At 53.5% G+C, this 22,134-nt stretch carries 17 protein-coding genes, 7 tRNA genes, 1 rRNA gene and 2 pseudogenes; 6 read left to right on the top strand and 21 right to left on the bottom strand.

What is annotated here, in order from left to right; genetic code table 11:
- Positions 1–139: 139 nt before the first annotated feature.
- Positions 140–1,375, bottom strand: a complete 1,236-nt coding sequence (gene hmpA / locus NSQ51_RS09100) for an NO-inducible flavohemoprotein (protein ID WP_049624284.1) — start codon at positions 1,373–1,375, stop codon at positions 140–142.
- 172 nt (positions 1,376–1,547) lie between these two features.
- Between hmpA and nsrR the strand changes: the two genes are divergently transcribed.
- The 3 genes from nsrR to speE all read left to right on the top strand — a co-directional run bounded on the left by nsrR (position 1,548) and on the right by speE (position 3,288).
- Complete coding sequence (gene nsrR, locus NSQ51_RS09095) at positions 1,548–1,994, top strand: nitric oxide-sensing transcriptional repressor NsrR (RefSeq protein ID WP_033014120.1); 447 nt, start codon at positions 1,548–1,550, stop codon at positions 1,992–1,994.
- A gap of 161 nt (positions 1,995–2,155) precedes the next feature.
- On the top strand, positions 2,156–2,365 hold the full coding sequence (locus NSQ51_RS09090) for a hypothetical protein (protein ID WP_033010925.1): 210 nt from the start codon (positions 2,156–2,158) through the stop codon (positions 2,363–2,365).
- 29 nt (positions 2,366–2,394) lie between these two features.
- Positions 2,395–3,288 (top strand): polyamine aminopropyltransferase, encoded by an 894-nt coding sequence (speE, locus tag NSQ51_RS09085; protein WP_033014118.1) that lies wholly within the window; start codon positions 2,395–2,397, stop codon positions 3,286–3,288.
- Between the two features lie 102 nt (positions 3,289–3,390).
- Here the strand turns inward: speE and NSQ51_RS09080 are convergent, their stop codons facing one another.
- From NSQ51_RS09080 to NSQ51_RS09060, 5 genes and pseudogenes are all read right to left on the bottom strand, one after another.
- A complete protein-coding gene (locus NSQ51_RS09080; RefSeq protein WP_049624283.1) occupies positions 3,391–4,584 on the bottom strand; it encodes an acyl-CoA dehydrogenase family protein in 1,194 nt (397 codons plus the stop codon).
- Positions 4,585–4,655: 71 nt separating this feature from the next.
- Positions 4,656–6,155, bottom strand: a complete 1,500-nt coding sequence (locus tag NSQ51_RS09075) for an aminotransferase class V-fold PLP-dependent enzyme (protein ID WP_049624282.1) — start codon at positions 6,153–6,155, stop codon at positions 4,656–4,658.
- A gap of 136 nt (positions 6,156–6,291) precedes the next feature.
- A pseudogene (locus NSQ51_RS09070) lies at positions 6,292–6,720 on the bottom strand (thioesterase family protein); the annotation flags it as partial.
- Between the two features lie 201 nt (positions 6,721–6,921).
- Positions 6,922–8,334: a Na+/H+ antiporter NhaC family protein gene (locus tag NSQ51_RS09065; protein WP_049626147.1), complete on the bottom strand. Its 1,413-nt coding sequence runs from the start codon at positions 8,332–8,334 to the stop codon at positions 6,922–6,924.
- Positions 8,335–8,555: 221 nt separating this feature from the next.
- A pseudogene (locus NSQ51_RS09060) lies at positions 8,556–8,806 on the bottom strand (alpha-amylase family glycosyl hydrolase); the annotation flags it as partial.
- A gap of 175 nt (positions 8,807–8,981) precedes the next feature.
- Between NSQ51_RS09060 and NSQ51_RS09055 the strand changes: the two are divergent.
- A complete protein-coding gene (locus tag NSQ51_RS09055; RefSeq protein WP_033014107.1) occupies positions 8,982–9,701 on the top strand; it encodes a MerR family transcriptional regulator in 720 nt (239 codons plus the stop codon).
- Positions 9,702–9,901: 200 nt separating this feature from the next.
- Here NSQ51_RS09055 and parC read toward each other — a convergent pair whose 3' ends face one another.
- From parC to NSQ51_RS09030, 5 genes are all read right to left on the bottom strand, one after another.
- Positions 9,902–12,346 (bottom strand): DNA topoisomerase IV subunit A, encoded by a 2,445-nt coding sequence (gene parC, locus NSQ51_RS09050; RefSeq protein WP_033014106.1) that lies wholly within the window; start codon positions 12,344–12,346, stop codon positions 9,902–9,904.
- Positions 12,347–12,407: 61 nt separating this feature from the next.
- Positions 12,408–14,345, bottom strand: coding sequence for a DNA topoisomerase IV subunit B (gene parE, locus NSQ51_RS09045; protein WP_049625220.1), 1,938 nt, complete (start codon positions 14,343–14,345; stop codon positions 12,408–12,410).
- Positions 14,346–14,520: 175 nt separating this feature from the next.
- Positions 14,521–14,940 carry a CoA-binding protein gene (locus NSQ51_RS09040; RefSeq protein ID WP_033010909.1) on the bottom strand — a complete coding sequence of 140 codons (420 nt, stop codon included), beginning with the start codon at positions 14,938–14,940 and terminating at the stop codon, positions 14,521–14,523.
- Positions 14,941–15,054: 114 nt separating this feature from the next.
- On the bottom strand, positions 15,055–16,731 hold the full coding sequence (locus NSQ51_RS09035; RefSeq protein ID WP_121625930.1) for an AarF/ABC1/UbiB kinase family protein: 1,677 nt from the start codon (positions 16,729–16,731) through the stop codon (positions 15,055–15,057).
- Positions 16,732–16,782: 51 nt separating this feature from the next.
- Complete coding sequence (locus NSQ51_RS09030) at positions 16,783–17,082, bottom strand: ATP synthase subunit B (RefSeq protein WP_033014101.1); 300 nt, start codon at positions 17,080–17,082, stop codon at positions 16,783–16,785.
- Positions 17,083–17,262: 180 nt separating this feature from the next.
- On the opposite strand from NSQ51_RS09030, the gene NSQ51_RS09025 reads away from it, so the two are divergent.
- The gene (locus NSQ51_RS09025; RefSeq protein ID WP_121674094.1) at positions 17,263–18,111 is read left to right on the top strand and encodes an MBL fold metallo-hydrolase; all 849 of its coding nucleotides are present in this window, start codon (positions 17,263–17,265) and stop codon (positions 18,109–18,111) included.
- 229 nt (positions 18,112–18,340) lie between these two features.
- Here NSQ51_RS09025 and NSQ51_RS09020 read toward each other — a convergent pair.
- The 9 genes from NSQ51_RS09020 to NSQ51_RS08980 all read right to left on the bottom strand — a co-directional run bounded on the left by NSQ51_RS09020 (position 18,341) and on the right by NSQ51_RS08980 (position 19,798).
- Positions 18,341–18,414, bottom strand: a tRNA-Ile gene (locus tag NSQ51_RS09020).
- An 18-nt stretch (positions 18,415–18,432) separates the two neighbouring features.
- A tRNA-Tyr gene (locus NSQ51_RS09015) sits at positions 18,433–18,514 on the bottom strand.
- A gap of 10 nt (positions 18,515–18,524) precedes the next feature.
- Positions 18,525–18,597, bottom strand: a tRNA-Thr gene (locus NSQ51_RS09010).
- 294 nt (positions 18,598–18,891) lie between these two features.
- A tRNA-Ser gene (locus tag NSQ51_RS09005) sits at positions 18,892–18,984 on the bottom strand.
- Positions 18,985–19,001: 17 nt separating this feature from the next.
- Positions 19,002–19,084 (bottom strand) — tRNA-Leu (locus NSQ51_RS09000).
- A 6-nt stretch (positions 19,085–19,090) separates the two neighbouring features.
- Positions 19,091–19,162, bottom strand: a tRNA-Ala gene (locus NSQ51_RS08995).
- Between the two features lie 4 nt (positions 19,163–19,166).
- Positions 19,167–19,241: transfer RNA gene (locus NSQ51_RS08990), tRNA-Val, on the bottom strand.
- Positions 19,242–19,249: 8 nt separating this feature from the next.
- Positions 19,250–19,366 (bottom strand): 5S ribosomal RNA (gene rrf, locus NSQ51_RS08985).
- Positions 19,367–19,708: 342 nt separating this feature from the next.
- Positions 19,709–19,798 (bottom strand): putative holin-like toxin, encoded by a 90-nt coding sequence (locus NSQ51_RS08980; RefSeq protein ID WP_233434057.1) that lies wholly within the window; start codon positions 19,796–19,798, stop codon positions 19,709–19,711.
- 364 nt (positions 19,799–20,162) lie between these two features.
- Between NSQ51_RS08980 and NSQ51_RS08975 the strand changes: the two genes are divergently transcribed.
- Entirely contained in the window at positions 20,163–20,348 is a 186-nt protein-coding gene (locus NSQ51_RS08975; protein ID WP_033014099.1) for a hypothetical protein, read from the top strand.
- Between the two features lie 52 nt (positions 20,349–20,400).
- Here NSQ51_RS08975 and NSQ51_RS08970 read toward each other — a convergent pair whose 3' ends face one another.
- Positions 20,401–22,071: a DUF6044 family protein gene (locus NSQ51_RS08970; RefSeq protein WP_121650069.1), complete on the bottom strand. Its 1,671-nt coding sequence runs from the start codon at positions 22,069–22,071 to the stop codon at positions 20,401–20,403.
- Positions 22,072–22,134: the final 63 nt, after the last annotated feature.

Here is a 22,134-nt window from a genome sequence, read left to right as displayed (position 1 = left end):
GTCCATCTTTTTTGCAAGAAAAGCCGCCTTTGCCCCTGCGGCGGAAGGGGCGATATTCAAAAGAACATCTCCCCTCGAGTAAAATGGCAGATCAAAGGGTGTCTCGTTATGTAGGAGACACCCTTTGGTCTGCCCGTGATCAGTCTTTCGTCAAATCGCCGGCCGGGCCGAAAAATTCGTAATGGATGCGTTCTTCCGGCACGCCCCACTCTGCTAAGGCGCGGTAGACCGTTTTCATAAATGGAACTGGGCCGCAGAAATAAAAGTCAGCGTCGCGAGTCGGAATTACCGTTTTCATCCAAGCAAGGTCGATCCGTCCTTCTTTGCCGAAATGCGGATGACGGCGGTCGTCTTCAGACGGCGATTCGTAACAGAGATGGTAGGCAAACGACGGGCGTTTGGCCAATGCCCGCAACTCTTCGTCAAAGGCTTGCACGCGGCCGTTTAGGGCAGCTTGAAGAAACGTCACCGGACGATTCGGCTGACGGATGGCCAATGTATTCGCCATGCTTAAAAGCGGAGTGACCCCAACGCCGCCGCTGATCAGCACAACCGGCGTTTCGTGTGTCAAGTCGAGCGTAAAGTCGCCGGCTGGAGCGCTTAACTCGACGACATCGCCTTCGTGAATGTGGTCATGCAAATAGTTCGACACGATGCCGGCTGGTTTTTCCGCTGTTGCTGCTTCCCGTTTGACACTGATGCGGTAATACCCTTTGCCAGGGGCGTCCGATAAGCTGTATTGGCGAATGTGCGTATACGTTTCACCAGGGATGTCCAGTTTTACGCTCACGTATTGACCTGGTAAATAGTCGCTGATGGCGTCGCCGTCTTCCGGCTCGAAATAAAACGACGTGATGACGTCGCTTTCCTTCACCTTTTTTGTGACGACAAAGCGGCGGAAACCGCGCCAGCCGCCGTGCTTGGCCGCAGCTTCATCGTAGAGCTCCTTCTCGACTTGAATGAAAACAGCGGCAATGGCTTCATACGCTGCCGCCCAAGCCGTTATCACGTCATCAGTGGCAGCGTCGCCGAGCACGTCTTTGATCGCTAGCAGCAAGTGCCTTCCGACAATCGGGTATTGTTCCGGTTTAATGCCTAAACTCCGGTGTTTATGGCCGATTTGCCGCACGACCGGCAAAATGGCGTCCAATTGATCGATATAGCGCGCTGCCGCGTACACGGCTGCCGCCAAGGCGCGTTGCTGCCGCCCTTGTTTTTGGTTGGCATGGTTGAAAATATTCAACAATTCTGGATGGTTCGAAAACATCAATTGGTAAAACCGTTTGGTAATCTGTTCGCCGTGCTGCTCCAACATCGGTACGGTCGATTTGACGATTTCAATCGTTTTTGGGTGCAAAGCCGTTGTCTTAGCCATGTTTCATCTCCTCTCATAAAACATGTATTTTAAATACATGTTTTATTCAATCATACGCATAGTGAAAAAGCAACATTTCAAATACATCTTTAATAAATTGTTCACAATTCCCTCGCACAGACAGGTGTGATACAATGGAAGCAACCATCTTGTCTAAAGGTTGTGGATGACCATGCAGCTGACGAACTATACAGAATATGCGTTGCGTGTGCTGCTGTTTTTAGGAACGCTCGATGAAGGCGAAAAAACAAATATCAAAGAAATTTCCACTGCGTTTTCCCTCTCTGAGCATCATTTAAGCAAAATCGTCCATGAGCTCGGCAAGCTTGGCTACATCGAAACGATCCGCGGACGCAACGGCGGGATTCGCCTGGCGAAACGGCCGGAGGAGATTGTCATCGGTGCGGTCGTTCGCGAGACGGAAGACAATTTGTCGCTTGTGGAGTGCTTCGCCGCTCACGGTAATGAATGCGTGCTGACGCCTTCATGCCGGCTCCGTTTTGCGCTTCGCGAGGCGTTAGAAGCGTTTTTGCGTGTGCTCGATGCGTATACGCTCGCTGATTTGCTTGAAAACCGTACGTCGCTTCGTGCTTTGCTTGGAAAGCGGCGCGATCGATAGACACTCTCCGGCCGGGTGCCGGGGAGTGTTATTTTTTGCCGAACAGGCACACTATAAGCAAGCATCGCCGCATGAAGGGAGACGGAACGATGGAATCATACGATGTCGTGGTCGTCGCCCGCCGTCTCAGTTTATGATGGAAACGAAAGGAGGAGGAAAAGATGCGAAAACGATGGATGATGCCGCTTGCCGCCATTTGCGCGTTAGCGGTCAGCCTTTGTGCCGGCTGCGGCGGCCAAGACGAGGAGCGGCCGGAAAAACGCAACCAGTCGTCGAACATGGGCGGCGGGATGAACACGTCCGGCACCGGCCGATCACATCCCCTTTGTTTGCCACAAGACGAAGAATATATTAAGATTAGAAAGGTGTGAAAACATCTGCATGACTAAAGGAGGTCACAATGAAACACGAAGGAAGCGCTTTACCCCCTTACTTGCATATGGACAACGGAGAGCTTTGGCTCACCGAAGATGACCGCGACAATTTGAAAATTAGCTACCGGATCAAAGAGGTGATCTTTGCCGAGCCATCCGAGTATCAGCATGTCATGATTTTGGATTCGTATGATTTTGGCCGCATGCTCGTACTGGACGGCGTCGTGCAAACGACCTCGATTGACGGCCATATTTATAATGAGATGATTTCGCACGTGCCGCTTCAGTTTCATCCGGAAGCCAAACGGGCGCTGATCATCGGCGGGGGAGACTGCGGGGCAGCCAGAGAAACGGCTAAGTATGCCCGCCTCGAGGCGATCGAGATGGTGGAAATTGATGAGAAGGTCGTCCGGGCGTGCAAAGAACATTTGCCGGCCGTCTCCGGCAATTTGTCCGACCCGCGCGTCCACTTCATTTATGGCGACGGTGTCGCCTTTGTGCGCGGAAAGGAACGCGAGTACGACGTCATCATGATCGACTCCTCCGACCCGGTCGGCCCGGCTGAGGCGCTGTTTTCACCGGAGTTTTATGCCAACGTGCACCGGGCATTAAAAGAGGACGGGCTCATGGTGTGCCAAAGCCAGTCGCCCATTTTCCATCTCGATATTTTGAAGCGGACATACCGCAACATTCGCGAATTGTTCCCGCATGTGCTCGTGTACACGGCGGTTGTGCCGACGTACCCGGGCGGATTGTGGAGCTTTACAATCGGCTCGAAACGGCCGCTTGAGCTGCCGAAGCAAACAGCGATTCCCGAAGATACAAAATACGTCAATGACGCTGTATTCCGCCAATGCTTCGCGTTGCCTTCCTTTTTGCGCGCTGCGCTGGAGGCAGAGAACGAAAACACGGGAAAATGACCGTTAAAAAACCGCTGTCCCTCGCATTTAGGGACAGCGGTTTCGATTTGTCTGGAAAACACACGTTGAATGTTCTTGAGTCAACCTGCATTGGTTGGCTGCTTAGGCGTCAGCTTTTGCGCGCGTTCGACTGCCGGCAAGCGCCCGCTTGGCGAGCCACGCGATCGTCAAGTCGTCAGCCGGCGGGTTATGGAGTCCGGCGCGCACGTCGCGGTAATAGCGCCCAAGCGGACTATCAGCATACAAACTTTGTCCCACGACGATGCGCATCGCCCAATCGACAACCTCGAGCGCGGTATTCGTCGCAATGAACTTGGCGGTTGCCAGTTCCTCTTTCATTTCATGACGTTTGTCAGGGTATCGATCCCATAAATCGGCGATGCTATACAGAAAATGACGGGCGTGAACGAGGCGCCACTCCATCTCGGCGATTTTCCGCTGCACCTCCGGCGTCGAGGCGATCGGCTGCGACAACGTGTTCGGTTGGTACGTTTGGGCAAAGCGGAGCGCCTCATTGCGGGCGGCGATGGCGATCCCTAAGTAGCATGCCGGAACATGCAAAAGCCATCCTTGTGCCGGTGCTGCACCGACCGGTTTCTCCAGCATCTCCACGAGCGCTTCCGGTTCAACCTCGACGCCATCAAGGATGAGGTCATCGCTGCGCGTCGCCTTCATGCCGAGCGTGTGCCATGTCGGCTCAATGCGAAGCCCCGAGGTTTTCATCGGGACAAGAAATTCGCCGACCTCGCCGCTGCTGTCAATCGTGGCGGAAATTAGCACGTAATCGAGTGCCGGCGCCAATGACGCAAACGCTTTTCGCCCATGAAGCACCCAGCGGCCGTTGCGGAAACAAGCGGTTGTTGTTGGTTTTCCCCCGCGCGCCGGGCTGCCGGTTGCCCGTTCAGAATGGGCGCTGTTTATCAACACATGGCGTTCCGTGATCTCGCTGGCCAGGCGGATGAGCACCGCTTCCGGCCAGCGGCGCAGCAAATACAGGCGCATGACAATGCTTAAATGCCAACCGAGTGACAAGGCGGTGGCGCCGTCGCCTTGGGCCAGCGTCTCTTGCACGAGCACGAGCTCGTACAGCGAGGCCCCGCCGCCTCCGTATTCGGCCGGGACGGTCAACGACAGAAATCCGGCTTCTTTTAACAGAGCGAAGTTGGCAAACGGAAACTCGGCCCGCTCATCATAATGCGCCGCGCGGGCGGCAAACTGTTCGGCGAGGCGCCATGCCCGGCGGTGAAGCTCTTCTTCCCGTTCGGTCCGCACAAGCAGATGGTACAATTCGTTCATCGTTCTCCCCTTCTTTTTTCCAGGATGCCTCTATTGTACCGGTTTTGCATTGATGAGGAAATGAAAATGCATTACAACAGAAAGAAATGGCGGACATATCGGTCATCGTGGCGATGGACAAACTCGTTTTTCGCCGCATCGTATACATACTCCTCTTGCCAGCGGGCGCCATGGCGGGCGATTTGGCGGACGGCATGAAGGATCGTATACACTTCTTCATTCGTCATCGTCGGATGAAGCGACACGCGCACCCAGCCCGGTTTTGCCAACAAGTTGCCGCTTTTGACTTCGTTGAGCAAGGCGGCGGACTGCTCTTGATCGATGCCAAGCAAATAATGGCCGTACGGCCCGGCGCATGAACAACCGCCGCGCGCTTGAATGCCGAAGCGATCATTCAGCAGTTTGACAACAAGGTTGTAATGCAATCCATCTATGACAAATGAGATGATGCCAAGACGGTCGTCCCGATGTCCTTCAAGCACGCGGACGCCGGGAATGTCTTTTAACGCCGGTAATAGGAGCGATACGAGCTCCTGTTCGCGGGCGCGCATTCGTTTTATGTTCATTTGCTCTTTCAGCTGGATGGCGAGCGCTGCTTTGATCGTTTGCCAAAACGGCGGCGTTCCCCCGTCTTCCCGCTCTTCGATTGCCTCTACGTATTCGTAATGCCCCCACGGGTCGGTCCAATACACCGTTCCGCCTCCTGGATGGTCAGGCGCCTTTTGGTCATACAGCCGGCTGTCAAAGAGAAGCACTCCTGCGCTTCCCGGTCCGCCAAGAAATTTGTGCGGCGAAAAATAAATGGCATCTAGCTGTTCCATCGGGTCATCCGGGTGCATATCGATGCGCACATACGGGGCGGAAGCGGCAAAGTCGACGAAGCAAAGCCCGCCATATTCATGCATCAGTTTCGCCAAGGCATGATACGGCGTTTCGATCCCAGTTACGTTCGAGCAGGCGGTGAATGCGCCGATCTTTTGCGGCCGATCGCGGTAGCGCTCGAGCAGCTCCCGCAAATGGTCAAGATCGACATCCCCGTTTTGGGTCGGCCGAATCGTCACGACTTCAGCGATCGTTTCCGCCCACGGCAGCAGATTCGAGTGGTGTTCCATATGGGTGACGAACACGACCGGGCGCTCGTCATCCGCCAGCACCAAGCGCCGTTTCCACCGCTCCGGCACGCGCAAGCCAAGCAGGCGCTGCAGCTTGTTGACGGCGCTTGTGGTCCCGGCGCCTTGCATGATCAAAACATCGCTTTTTTTGGCATGGACGTGTTGTTTGATGAGTTCTTTCGCATAGCGATACGCAAGCGTCATTTTCGTCCCGGTCACGTTCGACTCAGTATGGGTGTTGCCGACGAACGGGCCGAGTTCACGGGCCATTTTCTCCTCAATCGGGCGATACAGCCGTCCGCTTGCCGTCCAGTCGGCGTAAAGAAGCCGCTGCTCGCCAAACGGGGTGGAAAACGGATGAAAGCGGCCGATCGTTCCATCGCGAAACGGCTGAAAATACGTCTCAAGCTCTCCTCGGCATGTATACACCGCATTGCCGATCACAGCGTGAATGGCCATGTTGATTCCCCCTTTCCGCCATTTCGTCTATTTACAAAGTATGTTGCCTTCGGTGGTTCGGTCCAAAAAAACGTGGGAAAGTTGAAAATGAAAAATCCGCCGTACAGGCGGATGATATTCCACTCCCTTTTTTACTCCTTTTTTTGCACGATAACGGCGAAATCGTTTCCCCCACGGACGGCGCAAGGTATTCGGCAAGCATGGTCTGCAAGTCATCGGGCAATGGTTCGCTCGTTTGAGTTTGGAAATTAAAATGGACGACCGCTGCCTCTCCGATGGCGATCAGTCTTCCTGTTTCCTCTTCCATGATGCGATGGATGCATTGAAAGCTTTTGTTGCCAATGCGGGAGACATTCGTTTCCACCCGCAACCGCCGCCCGAAAAACGCTTGGCGAATAAAGTCGCACTTCGTAGACGCCAAAATAAAGTGCCATTCGTCCGTTCGTCCGCCGTAGCTCAGCTCATCGAACAAACGGGTGCGCGCTTCTTCCAAATAAATAAAATAGCTGATGTTGCTTAAATGTCCGAGCGCGTCTGTTTCACAAAAACGCGGATTGACCGTAATCGTGTGCGGTTTTCATTCGTGTTCCCTCTCCCCTTTTTGACGGGCAGACACAGCAGTGTGTCTACCAACTAGTCAGTATGTTGTTTTTTATCATAGCTTGATTCGCTTATGGATGCGATTGTTTTGTTTTTGATATTTGATGATTTAGAACATAGTTTAGATAGAGGTGAGGAGCAGGGAGAGCGAAGCGTTCGCTTCTCCTCACCCGGCCCAAAGCGGAAGCAGCACGTACCCGGCAAGCGACAGCCCGGCGCCAATCAAGGAAATGCGCAGTTTGTATTTCGCATAGTTCATCAAGTCCATATCCATGATGGCGGCTGTCGTGATGGTCGTATCGCCAAGCGGCGAGGCAAACGCGCCGAACGTTCCGCTCGCAAACACCGCGCCGACCGTCATCTCAAGCGGCGCTCCAGTCGCGTGCGCGAGCGTGACGCCAAGCGGCATGAAAATGCCCCATGTCCCCCACGAGGACCCAATAAAATACGCCAAAAACGATCCGGCCAAAAACACTGCCGCGGGCACAAACGTCCCGGGAAGCCATGTCCCAAACGTCGAAGTCACGTAAGCGGTAAAGCCGAGCTCCCCCGCCACCGCGGAGACGGCCCAAACAAGAACGAGCATGCCGATCGGCGCCATCAACTCGTTGCCCCCCGCGAAAAAGTGGTAAATCAACTCCGACAGCGACTGCCTGCGCCATACATAAAACCCCATCGAGAGAAGAAGGGTCACAAACAGCGCCAACAGCATCGCCCATGTTGCATCCGCTTGCGAAAACGCTTCTAGCCAGCCGTGCGCCCCGCGCCGCCGACCATCATAGGCAAAAAAAGCGAACGTTAGCCCGAGCAGCAACGCCAGCGGGACAAAAAGGTGAAGCGGCTCTCCTGTAACAAGGGACAATTCTTTGCGCAGCCCGAGGCCGTGCAGTTCGTTTGTTTTCTCCTCTCCTTTTTTCGCCCGCGGCTTGCCGATGCGGATGTTCAGCATCGTCGTCAGCAGCCCGATTATCAGCGCGATAATGGCAAACAGATTGTACGGCAAGCTGCGCAAAAAAACGCCATACGCCGGTTCATGAATATCGTTTTGCGCCAGCGCCGCCGCTACAACAGACGTCATAAAGCCGACAAACGCCGTTGCCGCCGGCAGAAGCACGATGATCGGTTCAGTGGACACATCGATGATGTACGCCATCCGGCGCCGGTCGATGCGAAACTGGCGAAGCACCGCCTTCATCACCGGACCGAGGAGCATAATGCGGAACATCGGCATAAAAAACGTCACCGGCACCGTCAACCAAACGAACAACAAAAGCCTGCGCTTCGTGCGGATGCGCCCAGACAGCTTCTCGACAAACCCTTTGATCCCACCGGTGATTTGCATCATGCCGACAAGCGAGCCGAACAAGTACAAAAACGCTGCCACCTTCATGTGTTCAACATCGCTGAGCGAATGAACAATGGCGGACAGCGCCCGCTCGATGCCGCCAACAAGCGACCGCTCAAGGCAAAACGCCCCGACAAGCAGCCCGGCTATAAGACCGGGCAAAATTTCTTTCAGCCAAATGGCGAGCGGAATGATCAAAAGAAAAGGCAATAGCGACCACCATGTTCCTTCCACACCGGCATCCCCCTTTGCGATCTTGCTGTTAACAAGGATAGCCATAATGCTGTTCGTTTATGATTTTGTTGATTATTTAGAACATAGTTTTGTTTATTAAATAACCATCGGACGCCATAAAAAAAAACGCCGCGGCCCAAAGGCGCAGCGCCATGCGATTCGATTCGCGGCCCAGGCCGCCGCCGTCATTTCCGGCGCGCAAAATCGACAAATATAAGAATCACCATTTCCATCACTTCTTGCTCACTTTTGCCTTGTTCAAGCAAAATCCGGTACATATTGAGCGACTCGACGTCGCGGTAATCGCGGATATCGGTGAATTTCGGATCCGTCATGCCGATTTCTTCGCCTTGGTAGTCGTCGCCAACATTTTGGCTGATTCTTTCCAATACGTCCCGTCATCGCCATAGCGCGACACGATGCGCGGCTGATCGTGGTTGCACCAAAAGAGCGCATTCCAGCCCCCGCCTTGTTTGTCAACATCTTTCGATGACCACCTTCATTTTTCGACAATAGTTGTTGTTTTTTTGCTAACTTCCACTTCTTTTGTTATGTTTTGTCAAGCGGCAGGAAAATCAATGACCGAGTAGGAAAATAAAACATAACGCAAATCAATGCCAAAAGACGAGAAAGGATGAGGAAATGCGATGAAAACCTATACACTCCGCGAAGCAGCGAAAAAAATCGGGACGACCGCCCGCGACTTGAAACAGTGGGAAAAGCAATTCACTCAATGGATCACCGTTCCCCGCACCAGCCAAGGGGCGCGCATTTATACCGACGAGCTGATCCATCGATTTCGTCAAATCCGTATGTTGCTCGAGGAAGGCCGCCATCCGCGCGAAATCGCGGATCTCATCACCCAGATGAACGGGCGGCCCGCCGATCCCCCTGCTCCGGTGGAACCCGATGTGATGGAAGGGGAAATTATTGACGTGCCCCGTTTGTTGCGCCATGGGGCCCCGTACATAGCAGAACAGCTCGTCGCCCGCGTAAAAGACGAGCTCGTCGACGCCGTCAAGCGCGAGGCAGCCGACACCATCCAACAGGCGATGAGGGAGGTCAAAGGGCAACTCGACCACCTCGGCGAGCAGACGAGCGCTGCGGCGGAAACCGTGCGCCGCTCCCTTCAAGACTACCAAGAAGCGTGGCAGCAAAAAACCGAGCAGCTGCACGAACATTTGGAAACGGTCGTCGCCTTTTGTCACGAAGAAAAAGCAAGGCAAGAACAGGAGCGAAAACAGCTCGAACAGCGCATTATCGAGCGGGAAAAAGCTTTCCGGGAACTGGTGCTTTCCTTTCGGCAAACAGCAGCCAACACCAACGCCGGCCGCTCCCGGACGAACAAATGGTGGAAGTTTTGGTAATTCCCGAATGGAAAGGCCGCAATCGAAAAAGGGGCTCCATGAAAAGGAGCGCCCTTTTTCGTTCCCTATTTTGTTGATCAATCTCCAACATGGGCTTGGCGGCAAACAAGCGTTGGTTTGAAAGCGTGGGGCTTTCGCCCGCGGTTTTCCGCCCTCAAACAACGCGCGCCGACCGGCAGGCACATCCGAACGGTCCGCCCTCATCCTTCTTCTCCTTTGCCAATCCCCTTCGCCGGTTCTTTCCAGACGTCCACCACTGCTCCCGCTTCATCCGTATCGATGACAAACGAGCCAGTGGCGTAGCGGTCCGACAAGCGAAGCGACGCAGTCTCCACCATCTCCGTCGCCCCTTTTTCCGTCCGCAGCCCGACCGTCCCCTCGCTCTCGCCGACCAAAACCGCTCCGGCCACGCAGTGCGGGTTTGATTTCACTTCGCGCACGATTCGCACACCCCGCTTGGCGCGCGAGGATGGCTCAAACTCGCCTAGCGCCATTTTTTTCACCGCCCCGCGCTGCGTCGCGACAACGAGAAAACCGCGGTCTTCAGGGCGAAGCGGGCAGGCGGCGGCGACAAAGTCTCCTTCTTTTAGTTGAATCCCTTTCACCCCAGCAGCGCGCACGCCGACTAGGCTGATTTCTTCTTCGGCAAACAAAAGTGCATAGCCATCATGCGTCGCCAGCCAAAGGAGGCCGCGGCCGTCCGTCGCATAGACGGCGGCGACCTCATCATCGTCTTTCACATGGACCGCAACAAGCGGGCGCGTGTAGCGCTGCACTTGGTATTGGGAAAGCTCGGTCCGTTTCACCATCCCTTGCCTCGTGACGAAGACGAGCTGTTCGTCCGTCTCAAACGAGGAAACAGGGACAGCGGCGATGAGCTCATCGTCGCGTTCCAGCGGAATCAAGCTTGAAATATGCTGGCCGACCTCTTTCCAGCGGATGTCCGGCAGCGTATGAACCGGGCAATACAAATAATAGCCGCGGCGGGTGAACAGCAAGAGCACATCGGTCGTATTCATCTCGAGCTGGGCGAGCAGACGGTCGGTCTCCTTCATGCCGATGTCCTGACCGTTCGATGCGCTGTACGAACGGTAGCTCGTTCGTTTCACGTATCCTTCCTTTGTCACGGTCACGATCACATCTTCAGCCGGAATGAGCGCTTCAACGTTCACTTTCAGCTCTTCGATCTCCTCTTCAATCGCCGTCCGCCGCTCGTCAGCATATTGCTTTTTCATGGCCTTCAATTCTTTTTTAATGACCGACAACAGCTTGTTCTCATCGGCCAACACCGCGCTCAGCTCGGCGATCGTTTTGTCGAGTTCTTCCGCTTCCTGCCGAAGCGCGGCGATATCGGTGTTTGTCAGCCGGTAAAGCTGAAGCGTCACGATCGCTTCCGCTTGCGCCTCGGTGAACCCGTAGCCTGCCATCAGCCGATCTTTCGCATCGCGCTTGTCACTCGACGCCCGAATCGTCGCGATCACCTCATCCAAAATCGAGAGCGCTTTGATCAACCCGTCGACAATATGCTTCCGCTCGTTCGCTTTTTTGAGCTCAAAATGCGAACGGTTCGTGACGACGTCCTTCCGGTGGACGATGTAGGCATCCAACAGCTCCGGCAAGCTCATCAGCTTCGGCCGGCGTTCATGGATCGCCACCATGTTGAAGCTGTATGGCACTTGCAAATCGGTGTTTTTGTATAAATAGTTAAGGATCGCCTCGGCATCGGCGTCTTTTTTCAGCTCGATGACGATCGACAGCCCGTTCCGGTCCGTTTCATCGCGGACGTCAGCAATGCCGTCGAGCTTTTTGTCCAAACGAAGCTCGTCAATTTTTTTCACCAAATTCGCCTTGTTCACTTCATACGGCAACTCCGTGATGACAATCTGCTTTTTCCCGCCTCTCGCCTGCTCGATGGCGGCTTTGGCGCGGATGATGATTTTCCCGCGGCCGGTCTCATACGCCTTGCGGATGCCGTCTTTCCCCTGGATGATGCCGCCGGTCGGAAAATCAGGGCCGGGAAGGACGGTCATCAGCTCCTCAACCGTGCAATCCGGCCGGTCAATCCGCATCAGGACAGCATCGATCACCTCGCCGAGCGCATGCGGCGGAATGTCGGTCGCATAGCCGGCCGAAATCCCGGTCGAGCCATTCACCAACAAGTTCGGAAACATCGCCGGCAAGACGGTCGGCTCCTCCGTCGTATCGTCAAAGTTCGGCACAAACGCGACCGTTTGCTTGTCAATGTCGCGCAATAACTCAGCGGCGATCGCCGACAAGCGCGCTTCCGTGTAGCGCATCGCCGCCGGCGGGTCGCCGTCGAGGCTGCCATTGTTGCCATGCATTTCAATCAGCACGTTGCGCAGCTTCCACTCTTGGCTCATCCGCACCATCGCCTCGTACACTGACGAGTCGCCATGCGGATGAAAATTGCCGATCACGTTCCCAACCGTTTTCGCCGCCTTACGAAACGGTTTATCGGCCGTGTTGCCATCGATGTACATCGCATACAAAATGCGGCGCTGCACGGGCTTCAGCCCGTCGCGCGCATCGGGCAGCGCCCGGTCTTGGATGATGTATTTGCTGTAGCGGCCGAAGCGGTCGCCAAGCACGTCTTCTAACGGCAATTCCAACAATCGCTCTGCCATCATACCTCTCCTTTCCTACAAGACATCGGCGCAATCATGGCGGCGTCTTTTCGCGCCGCCATCAGCCGATCCACCCTGGCTCTTCCTCAAGCCCAAAGGCAACATGCGTTTCAATCCATTTGCGGCGCGGCTCGACTTTATCGCCCATCAGTGTCGTCACCCGCCGCTCGGCGCGAGCCGCATCTTCAATGCGCACGCGGATCAACGTGCGCGTTTCCGGATTCATCGTCGTTTCCCACAATTGATCGGCGTTCATTTCGCCAAGCCCTTTGTAGCGCTGAATCGTATAGCCGCGGCCCATTCGTTTCGTGATTTCCCGCAATTGCTCATCCGTCCATGCGTATTCGATGACTTCCTTTTTGCCGCTTTTTTTGCTGATTTTATAAAGCGGCGGCAAGGCGATGTACACTTTTCCCGCTTCAATGAGCGGACGCATGTAGCGGTAAAAAAACGTCAAAAGCAGCACTTGAATATGGGCGCCGTCCGTGTCGGCGTCGGTCATAATGATCACTTTGTCGTAGTTGACATCATCGAGCGAAAAATCAGCGCCGACGCCGCCGCCGATGGCGTGGATGATCGTATTGATTTCCTCGTTTTTCAAAATATCGCCAAGCTTCGCCTTTTCCGTGTTGATGACTTTCCCGCGCAGCGGAAGGACCGCCTGGAAGCGGCGGTCGCGCCCTTGTTTCGCCGAACCGCCCGCCGAATCGCCTTCGACCAAATACAGCTCGTTTTTTTGCGGATTGCGCCCTTGCGCCGGCGTCAGCTTGCCGCTTAAGAGCGCCTCTTTCCCTTTCCGCTTTTTGCCGCTTCTCGCCTCTTCGCGCGCTTTACGGGCCGCTTCACGCGCCTGATAGGCCCGGATCGCTTTCTTAATGAGCATCGCGCTTACGTCCGGGTTTTCTTGCAGAAAGTACATGAGCTGCTCGGACACCACCGCATCGACGGCCGAACGCGCTTCGCTCGTTCCGAGCTTTCCTTTCGTCTGCCCTTCAAACTGAAGCAAGTGCTCTGGGATGCGCACCGAAACGACCGCGGACAATCCTTCGCGAATATCGGTTCCTTCCAAATTTTTATCTTTTTCCTTGAGCAAACCGACACGGCGGGCGTATTCGTTAAAAACGCGCGTCATCGCCGTTTTCGCACCCGCCTCATGCGTGCCGCCGTCTTTTGTGCGCACGTTGTTGACAAACGACAGCACGTTTTCCGAATAACCGTCATGAAACTGGAACGCAAACTCGACTTCAATGCCGTTTTGCTCGCCAGCAAAATACACAACCGGGTGGAGCACATCTTTCTCCTCATTCAAATAGGCCACAAACGCTTCAATCCCGTTTTCGTAATGGAACACCTCCCGCATGCCGGTCCGTTCGTCAACGAGTTCGATTTTCAACCCTTTCAGCAAAAACGCCGATTCGCGTAGCCGTTCACTCAATGTTTCATAATCGAAGACCGTCGTGCTGAAAATCGTTGGGTCCGGCTTAAATTGAATGATGGTTCCGGTTTTGTTCGTTGTGCCGATTTTCTCTAGCGTCGTCACCGGTTTGCCTCCATGCTCAAACCGCTGCCGGTAAATGAAGCCGTCGCGATGAATCGTGACGACCAGCCATTCTGATAAGGCGTTGACAACCGACGCCCCGACTCCGTGCAGGCCGCCGCTCGTTTTATAGCCGCCCTGGCCGAACTTGCCCCCGGCATGGAGCACCGTCAAAATGACCTCCGGCGTCGGCTTGCCAAGTTTATGCATCCCAACCGGCATGCCGCGCCCTTCATCAAGGACGGTGATGCTGTTGTCTTTATGTATTTGCACCAAAATGTAATTTCCATATCCGGCCAACGCTTCATCGACCGAGTTGTCGACGATTTCATAAACAAGATGATGCAACCCGCGGCTGTCGGTGCTGCCGATGTACATCCCCGGCCGCTTCCTCACCGCCTCAAGCCCTTCTAACACTTGAATGGCATCTTCGTTATAGTCATGTATCGCTTGCTTTGCCACAAGCCCACCCCTTTCTGCCAAAACAAGAACATCTGTTTCTGTTTTATTGTATCATAAAATGACCAGCTGTCCATTGTCTTTTGACACCGCTTGACAAAATCGGACAACGGCGCCTGAAAAACGAAAGGACCATCTTAGAGAAGATGGCCGTTTCGTCAATGGCGCGCTTTGCCTGTTACGGGCGTTTCGTGAGCGCGTGTTCTACTTTAATGCAGCGATCCATAATCACCGTATAGCCTTTTTCCTTTAAAAACGCGTATGCTTCTTCATTGACGACGCCAAGTTGCGCCCAAAATACGTCCGCATCGATTTGCACAAACTCGCGGGCGAGCTCCGGTAAATGTTCGGAACGGCGAAACACATCGACGATATCGACATGTCCTTCGATATCCGTCAGTTTGTCGACCGCTGGAATGCCTTCCCATTCCTCGATCATCGGATTAACCGGAATGATTTCGTATCCGGCGTCTTTCATCGCCTTCGCCACCATATACGACTCGCGCTCGGGATTGTTGGACAAGCCGACAACGGCAATCCGCTTCGCCTTGCGCAAAATGTCGCCGATTTCTTCCCGGCTTGGGTTGACAATGGGCATCGGGTTCTCTCCTTCCCTCTTTGGTTTTGCAGTACTTGTTTCGCGATCGAGAAAGAAAAATCCTTCTATGAGACAGAAAATGGTTTAGCCCTTTTTAACATTGTGCAACAAACGCTAAAACTTTCCCGAACGAAAAATCGAGTAAAGCAGCCAACCAAAAAGAAAAGCGGACACACCTAATCCGATTTCAACAGCAGGAATTTTCCATAGCAGCATCGACTGCCGTCCGAACGATGAAGCGATCATCATGCCAGCCATGACGATGCTCCACGAAAGAAGAACGATGCTAATGGACAGTCGGTTCGTAATCTGATCGAGCTTCTTTAGCAGCGTTTCCAAATCAGGCGCCGTGATTTCCAATCGAAGCTTGCCATGCCGCATCATTTTCGTCCATTCCTTTACGCTGTCCGGCAAGCGAAGCAGCCATTCACCGTAGTCGAAAATCCGTTTCCACGCCGTTTCCGCCACCCGGTCAGGCCGAAGACGGTCTTTCAACAGCTTCCGCCCAAACGGTTCGGCCACATCCATGATGCGAAACTGCGGATCAAGCATTTCCACCACCCCTTCGACCGTCAACAGCGCTTTCCCTAACAGCGTCAAATCGCTTGGGATGCGAATGCCATGGCGAAATGCCACCGAAAGCAAATCCTCGACGGCTTCCCCAAGACTGATCTCACCGAGCGGGACGCGGTAGTATTTCTCCCGCAACTCGTCAATATCATCGCGCAATTTTCCTTCATCGACTCCGTCAGGAACAATTCCTAAACCGTAAATCGCACCCAACACCCCATCCGTGTTTTGCCGCATTAAGGAGATGATGAGTGAAGAAAGATGATGTTTGACATGAGGTCGAAGGCGGCCCATCAAGCCAAAGTCAATGAAGGAAAGCGTTCCATCGTCAAGAACAAATACATTGCCAGGATGAGGGTCGCCATGAAAAAATCCATGCTCAAACATTTGTTGAAAGGTTGCTTCAGCCAAACGCTCGGCGATCGTTTTTAAGGAGTGACCGTTCGCTTTCAACCGCTCGATCTCCCCGAGTTTGATCCCTTCGACATATTCCATCGTGAGCACTGTTTTCGTCGTATAATCCCAAAACACCTTCGGGACATACACCGACGAATCGCCGGCAAACTGCCGTGCAAACCGTTCCGCATGGCGCGCCTCGACTGTATAATCCAGCTCCTGCCGTAATGAACGCGCCAGTTCATCGACAATCTCAGACAATTGGTAAGTTGCCGCCCAATCGAGACGGCGTTCCGCCAGCACGGCCAAATCTTGCAAAATTTCCAGATCCGTCTCCACCCGCGCAACGATGTGCGGGCGCTGCACTTTCACCGCCACGGCCTGTCCGGAAGGAAGAACCGCCCGGTGCACTTGTCCAAGCGAAGCGGCAGCGAGCGGCATTTCCTCAAATGAACGAAAGAGTGTTTCCAGCGAACTTCCAAACTCCGCTTCGACAATCCGGCGGACATCGGCAAACGGAAACGGCGGAACTTGGTCTTGCAGCTTTTCGAGCTCACTGATGATCGGAGCGGGAATCAAATCCGGCCGTGTGCTGGCAATTTGCCCGAGCTTCACGAACGTCGGGCCGAGCTCCTCGAGCACAAGGCGGAGCCGCTCCCCAACCGTTTTTCCTTCCTTTTTCCCTTGCTCCGCTCTCCATCGCGGCGGCAACGAAAGAAACGACGAAAAGCCGAGCTCATCGACGATCATCCCGAATCCGTGCCGAAGCAAGGAGGCGGCGATTTCGTGGTACCTTCCGATATGGCGCACCCGTTTTCCGATCATCGAGACATCTCTCCTAAGGCGGTAAAAAGCGAGCGGACAGGCCGCATCGGTTTACTGCCCGCTTTGTTCCTTTTCTTCAAGACGGCGGATTCGCTCCTCGAGCTGCCGCACGTCTTCTTTCGTCGCCAAGTCGAGTTTATCGATCACCTGCTTGATTTGCTCGCGTACAAGCCGCTGTACTTCCGCTTTCCGCGCTTCGGTTTGCTGCTTCCATTGATCGATCACTTCCTTCGATTCATCAAGCGACAACTCTCCTTTTTTGACCAACTCATCGATCAATTTTTCCGCTTGTTCTTTGCTGGCGATCGCAAGCCCAAGCCCGAACGCCAATCCTTTTTTCAAAATGCTCATCCTGTTTTCCTCCTTTCCTTCTTTCCTTTATAGTACCATTATTTGGCGGGGCATGTCGAGCAAGCGGCCAAAGAGGAAAATGCGGAAGGTGTTTTCCGTTCGAACCTAGCGTTGCATATCCCACTTCTCGATAAGGAATCCTATCGATGGGCTATCCATTCGTGCAAGGAGGGAGTTCCCATGGCAGAGGAACAACTGCACTACGGAGAAGACTATCGTTTCATACCTGCGATGTCAGCAGCGAGCGGCCTCGGAGTCAGCGTGCTGCCCGATTTGTACTGCCATACGATCCAAATCGTGAACATTTGTCTTGTCGGCCGCCCGGATGACCGCGCGTTTGTATTAGTCGACGCTGGCATGCCGGGATCAGCCGATGACATTGTTTCAGTCGTGGAAGACCGCTTTGGCAGCGGCAGCCGCCCGCAAGCCATTGTTTTAACCCACGGCCATTTTGACCACGTTGGAGCGATTGTTGAGCTTGTCAAGCATTGGAATGTCCCGGTGTATGCCCATCCGGCTGAACTGCCGTATTTGACTGGAAAGGCGAGCTATCCTGAACCTGACGCTTCCGTCGAGGGCGGCTTCATCGCCAAAATATCACCGTTTTTCCCAAATGAACCGATTCAACTGGGCGATCGCGTTCATCCGCTGCCAGAGGACGGCACTGTTCCGCACTTGCCGGAGTTCCGCTGGATCCACACACCGGGGCACACGCCAGGCCACATTTCGTTATTTCGGCCGCGCGACGCCGCTTTAATCGCCGGCGACGCGTTCGTCACCGTCCGCCAAGATTCACTGTATAAAGTGTTGACCCAACAAATCGAAATCAGCGGCCCGCCGCGCTATTATACCATCGATTGGCGCGCCGCCCGCGAGTCGGTGCGCAAGTTAGCCGCACTCTTTCCGTCAGTCGCCATCACCGGACACGGTGCTCCTGTCGCCGGCAAAGAGCTGCGTGAAGGGTTGACAAAACTCGCCCGTAATTTTGACCGTATCGCTACCCCTGATTATGGGAAGTACGTCCATTAGGCAAACGGACTATCGTTCCGTGAACGGCTTCTAGTTTTGTTTGAAGCGGAAGTTTCTCTGCTAAAACCACTTTCAAGTAAAAACCAAGGGAGGGTGTCTGAACGGGGGCACCCTTTCGTTGACATGTGAAAGTCAGAGGATTCTCCATGGAGATGGTAGAGCACATTATGCCTTTAGCGACAACGCAAAAAAGACGACAAGAATCATTCTTGTCGTCCATCATAAGTGATGGGCCTAAGTGGACTTGAACCACCGACCTCACGCTTATCAGGCGTGCGCTCTAACCAGCTGAGCTATAGGCCCGCTTATAAGAAATAAAAATGGAGGGGGACGGATTCGAACCGCCGAACCCAAAGGGAGCGGATTTACAGTCCGCCGCGTTTAGCCACTTCGCTACCCCTCCGTAATCGTGATGCCGACTGCAGGACTCGAACCCGCAACCTACTGATTACGATTCAGTTGCTCTACCAATTGAGCTAAGTCGGCATAAAATAAATGCAAGAAGGTGGCTTATTGTTGTGATCTGTGCCTCTTCCTCTACAAGCTGTTTCGAGGAAGCAGGATGCGTCGAGGCAACTCGAAGCCGACTCGACGAAGCAGCTGCTCGTCTCTACCAATTGAGCTAAGTCGGCATGATAGAAGTAGACCGTGACTCCTTGGCTTCTGTTGTGTCCCTTCCTCTCCCAGCCAATTCGAAGACGCTGGATGCGTCGGGACAACTCGAAGCAAATTCGACGATGCAGATGCTCGTCTCTACCAATTGAGCTAAGTCAATATTTATGGCGGAGGAGGAGGGATTCGAACCCCCGCGGGCTGTGACACCCCTATCGGTTTTCGAAACCGACCCCTTCAGCCAGACTTGGGTACTCCTCCATAGCTGTTTGGAGCGATGCGGTCGAGAGGACTTGAACCTCCACGGGGTTGCCCCCACTAGGCCCTCAACCTAGCGCGTCTGCCATTCCGCCACGACCGCATACAATGGAGCGTAGGGGATTTGAACCCCTGACCTCTTCGCTGCCAGCGAAGCGTTCTCCCCCTGAACTAACGCCCCATGATGGTGGAGTATACTGGGATCGAACCAGTGACCCCCACGCTGTCAACGTGGTGCTCTCCCGCTGAGCTAATACTCCACGATATTGCCTAGCAGCGACCTACTCTTGCAGGGGCGCTGGCCCCAACTACCATCGGCGCTGGAGGGCTTAACTTCCGTGTTCGGGATGGGAACGGGTGTTTCCCCTCCGCTATCACCACTAGGCAATGGCGACGATTTCTATTATAAAGCAATCCAAAACTTTGTCAAGTTTTTTTGTATCTTTATATTTCAGTTCCTTCAGAATCGGAACGACAATGTAAAATTTACTATAAAAAAATGAAAGAGTCAACCCTCTTTTTCATTTTTTTCGATCTTCACTGTCCCTTTCTCTAAAGTTCTTGTCATCCCCTTCTTTATACGCGTATAATAAAGAAGAAGGAACGTACAATAAAGCAGGGAATTGGCGGCCACCAATGCCCTGTCCATACACAGCCGCTGCAAGAAGCGTAGTGGCCCAAGCCTCGGGCATCGTAACCTACCCTCGCCTCGGCCTAGCAGGGTGGGTTACTTTTTGTCTTTGGATACGGCGATCACCGCGACGATGAGTGACGCAAACGCAATCATGAGCGTCAGCGCATCAGCGATCGCCATCATCAGCACCACCCCCTTTCGTTCAGGGAGTGGCCACTGCCCACCCTGCATTTGGCTGTGCATGTTTCATTATACCATCAAATCAATCAAATACGAATATACATTCGCATCCTCGTTGAAAATTAGGAATGTTTCCCTATCCATGGAGGAAACGCCTCTTTTCTCGCTGCTTCCACAGCAGCTCCTATAACCGCTGAAACTCCGGCGTTTTCATCAGACATTCGAAAAACTGTTGTTTCGCTTGTCGATATTCTTTTCAACACAAACCCGTTCTGCCCCTTCTCCGTATGAAATTCATTTGTATAAAATCCGCGTTTTTCCGAATAATGACCATAGACAAATCTCGCTGTTCCAAGGAGGAAAAAAGGTGGAACAAGCAAGGCAAACCCGCATTCATGGTCTGTTGTTGCTGATCGTTGCTGCTGTATTCGTTTGGTCGGCCATTCACCCAGCCAGCTACGCAATGGGATATGGTATGCACATTGATTGGGACACTGATTGCCCTATGGCTGCTCTCGAGGTGGCACGACCGGCAGCTTGCGCGGTTGAATGAGCACTAAATCAAGAAAACAGCGGTTCCCCCTTTCAAAAGGGAGCCGCTGTTTTTATTTCACCTTGTACAAGTAAATCGTCCACGCCGACTCATCGGACGTGAATACACGGTCCAACACGAGTCCATTTTCCGCCGCGTTATCGATCGGAACCGCCGAGAAAATATAGCGGCCGCCCATTTTTTTCAACTGTTCTGTATTCAGCTGCAAGTTCTTCAGCCGCTTTTTCGAATGTTTTGTGAACATGTACCGTTTCCCAAGTTCCGCTGTAAAAATATAGCATCGGCCGCCCCATTCGTCAAAATATGTGCGGATCGTTTTGCTTTTTTCCAGTTCACGTTCAATGATTTTGCGGAACTCGTATTTATATGACAGCGGATAAAAGTTGTTGTACGTATCGAGCGTATAAAACCCGTTGTATTGCGCGATGGCGGGGTGAATGCCGATGCTGACGACGCGGTAATCGGCTACGGGAAGCCCGATGTATTCTTTGATTTCTTGGAACTGTTTTTCCGCGTAAAATTGCTTCACCGTCGGCTCGTAGCGGAAGACGATTTCTTCGTTAATCAAAAACACGAAGATCACTTGAGCCGCTAGCAGCCGCTTCGCCCACCTTCTCCCGTTTTCGCTATATTGCCACATGATTTTCAACGCCAGCGCAAACTGCACATAAATGATCATCGGGCGCAAAAAATGAAAGCGGGCAAAGTTAAACGTGTCTAAAAAATGGAACCGCTCCGTAAGCGGCAGCCACCCTTTATAAAACCAAAAGGCATACCACGCCGACAGGACGAAATTCAGTCCGAATAGGAAAAGGAATAGCCGTTCTTGCTTCCACCGTTTTTTCACGAAAACGAGATGCAACGCCACCAAACAGCTTGGCAAAATAAAAAACGTATGCTCGGTCATGACATGATGGTGCCCGAGGAGAAAGTTTTTCCACGTCAAGCGGACGCAATGCCAAAACGTCAGGCGGGCATGGAAGTACTCATCCCGGCTTGTCGGCTCGTCTTCCCATAAAAACGAGTAGACAAGCCGGTACTCGACAAGCAAATACAACAGCGTCATGTAAGCGATGGAAGTCAAAAAGCGGATGTTCCACCCCTTACCGCGCAGCACATCAGCGAGCCAGAGAACACCCATGGCGGCAAGAAAGAAAAAGAACCCGAGCACAAAATTGGAATAAAACGGGAGAAGCGTAAGCGCGGCGTAATGCTTCCACTTCCCCTCGCCTTTTCGGATGCTCAAAAACGCCCAAAGCGCAAGCGGCATGCCCATCGTGCTTAACATCCCCGACGGCCAAAACAGTGTCAGCGCAAATGCGAGCGCCACGCCGATGCGGACGGCCATCCAGCGTGGATCAGTTAAAAAATGCGTCTTTAACAGCAAATACATACCCAAAAACGCCACAACCCTTGTGATCGTTTGGCTGAGCGCATACGCAGTCATCGTCGGAAATAACGCGTGCAGCCAGACGATGCCGGTCAGCTCCGAGCCGAAGGCGTTTCTTGACAACTGGCCGTTAGCAATTTGCGGAATGTTCGCGTCAAGCGGCCCGGTGATTTTTCCACTTTCGGAGAGCACCTTATACCAAGCGATATTGGAATCCAAATTATCGTGGACGCGAATATGGGCGTTCTCGCCAAGGAGAAAGAGCGGGGACACGTAAAGGGCGATGAGGCAAAGTGCCAAAAGGAAAAGCCATCGTTCTCTTTGTTCGGCCATCGGCATCACGCTCCCGCCATAGCTGTTCTTGGCCATGAAATCCCTATTGAATACGATGTGCAA

Origin of the sequence: Geobacillus sp. FSL K6-0789 (genome assembly GCF_038593135.1) — a bacterium.
Taxonomy (GTDB): domain Bacteria; phylum Bacillota; class Bacilli; order Bacillales; family Anoxybacillaceae; genus Geobacillus; species Geobacillus stearothermophilus.
The sequence above is the reverse complement of the archived record's forward strand: the minus strand, read 5'-3'. Positions and strand labels throughout refer to the sequence as shown.

Bases quoted from the DNA above. Each gene is read 5' to 3' on its own strand.
- NSQ51_RS09035 (WP_121625930.1), bottom strand. From the start codon at position 16,731: ATGATCGGAAAACGGGTGCGCCATATCGGAAGGTACCACGAAATCGCC.
- NSQ51_RS09080 (WP_049624283.1), bottom strand. From the start codon at position 4,584: ATGAACGAATTGTACCATCTGCTTGTGCGGACCGAACGGGAAGAAGAG.
- NSQ51_RS09055 (WP_033014107.1), top strand. From the start codon at position 8,982: ATGAAAACCTATACACTCCGCGAAGCAGCGAAAAAAATCGGGACGACC.
- NSQ51_RS09075 (WP_049624282.1), bottom strand. From the start codon at position 6,155: ATGGCCATTCACGCTGTGATCGGCAATGCGGTGTATACATGCCGAGGA.
- NSQ51_RS08970 (WP_121650069.1), bottom strand. From the start codon at position 22,071: ATGGCCGAACAAAGAGAACGATGGCTTTTCCTTTTGGCACTTTGCCTC.
- hmpA (WP_049624284.1), bottom strand. From the start codon at position 1,375: ATGGCTAAGACAACGGCTTTGCACCCAAAAACGATTGAAATCGTCAAA.
- speE (WP_033014118.1), top strand. From the start codon at position 2,395: ATGAAACACGAAGGAAGCGCTTTACCCCCTTACTTGCATATGGACAAC.
- parC (WP_033014106.1), bottom strand. From the start codon at position 12,346: ATGGCAGAGCGATTGTTGGAATTGCCGTTAGAAGACGTGCTTGGCGAC.
- nsrR (WP_033014120.1), top strand. From the start codon at position 1,548: ATGCAGCTGACGAACTATACAGAATATGCGTTGCGTGTGCTGCTGTTT.
- NSQ51_RS09025 (WP_121674094.1), top strand. From the start codon at position 17,263: ATGGCAGAGGAACAACTGCACTACGGAGAAGACTATCGTTTCATACCT.
- NSQ51_RS09030 (WP_033014101.1), bottom strand. From the start codon at position 17,082: ATGAGCATTTTGAAAAAAGGATTGGCGTTCGGGCTTGGGCTTGCGATC.
- NSQ51_RS09040 (WP_033010909.1), bottom strand. From the start codon at position 14,940: ATGCCCATTGTCAACCCAAGCCGGGAAGAAATCGGCGACATTTTGCGC.
- NSQ51_RS08980 (WP_233434057.1), bottom strand. From the start codon at position 19,798: ATGATGGCGATCGCTGATGCGCTGACGCTCATGATTGCGTTTGCGTCA.
- NSQ51_RS09090 (WP_033010925.1), top strand. From the start codon at position 2,156: ATGCGAAAACGATGGATGATGCCGCTTGCCGCCATTTGCGCGTTAGCG.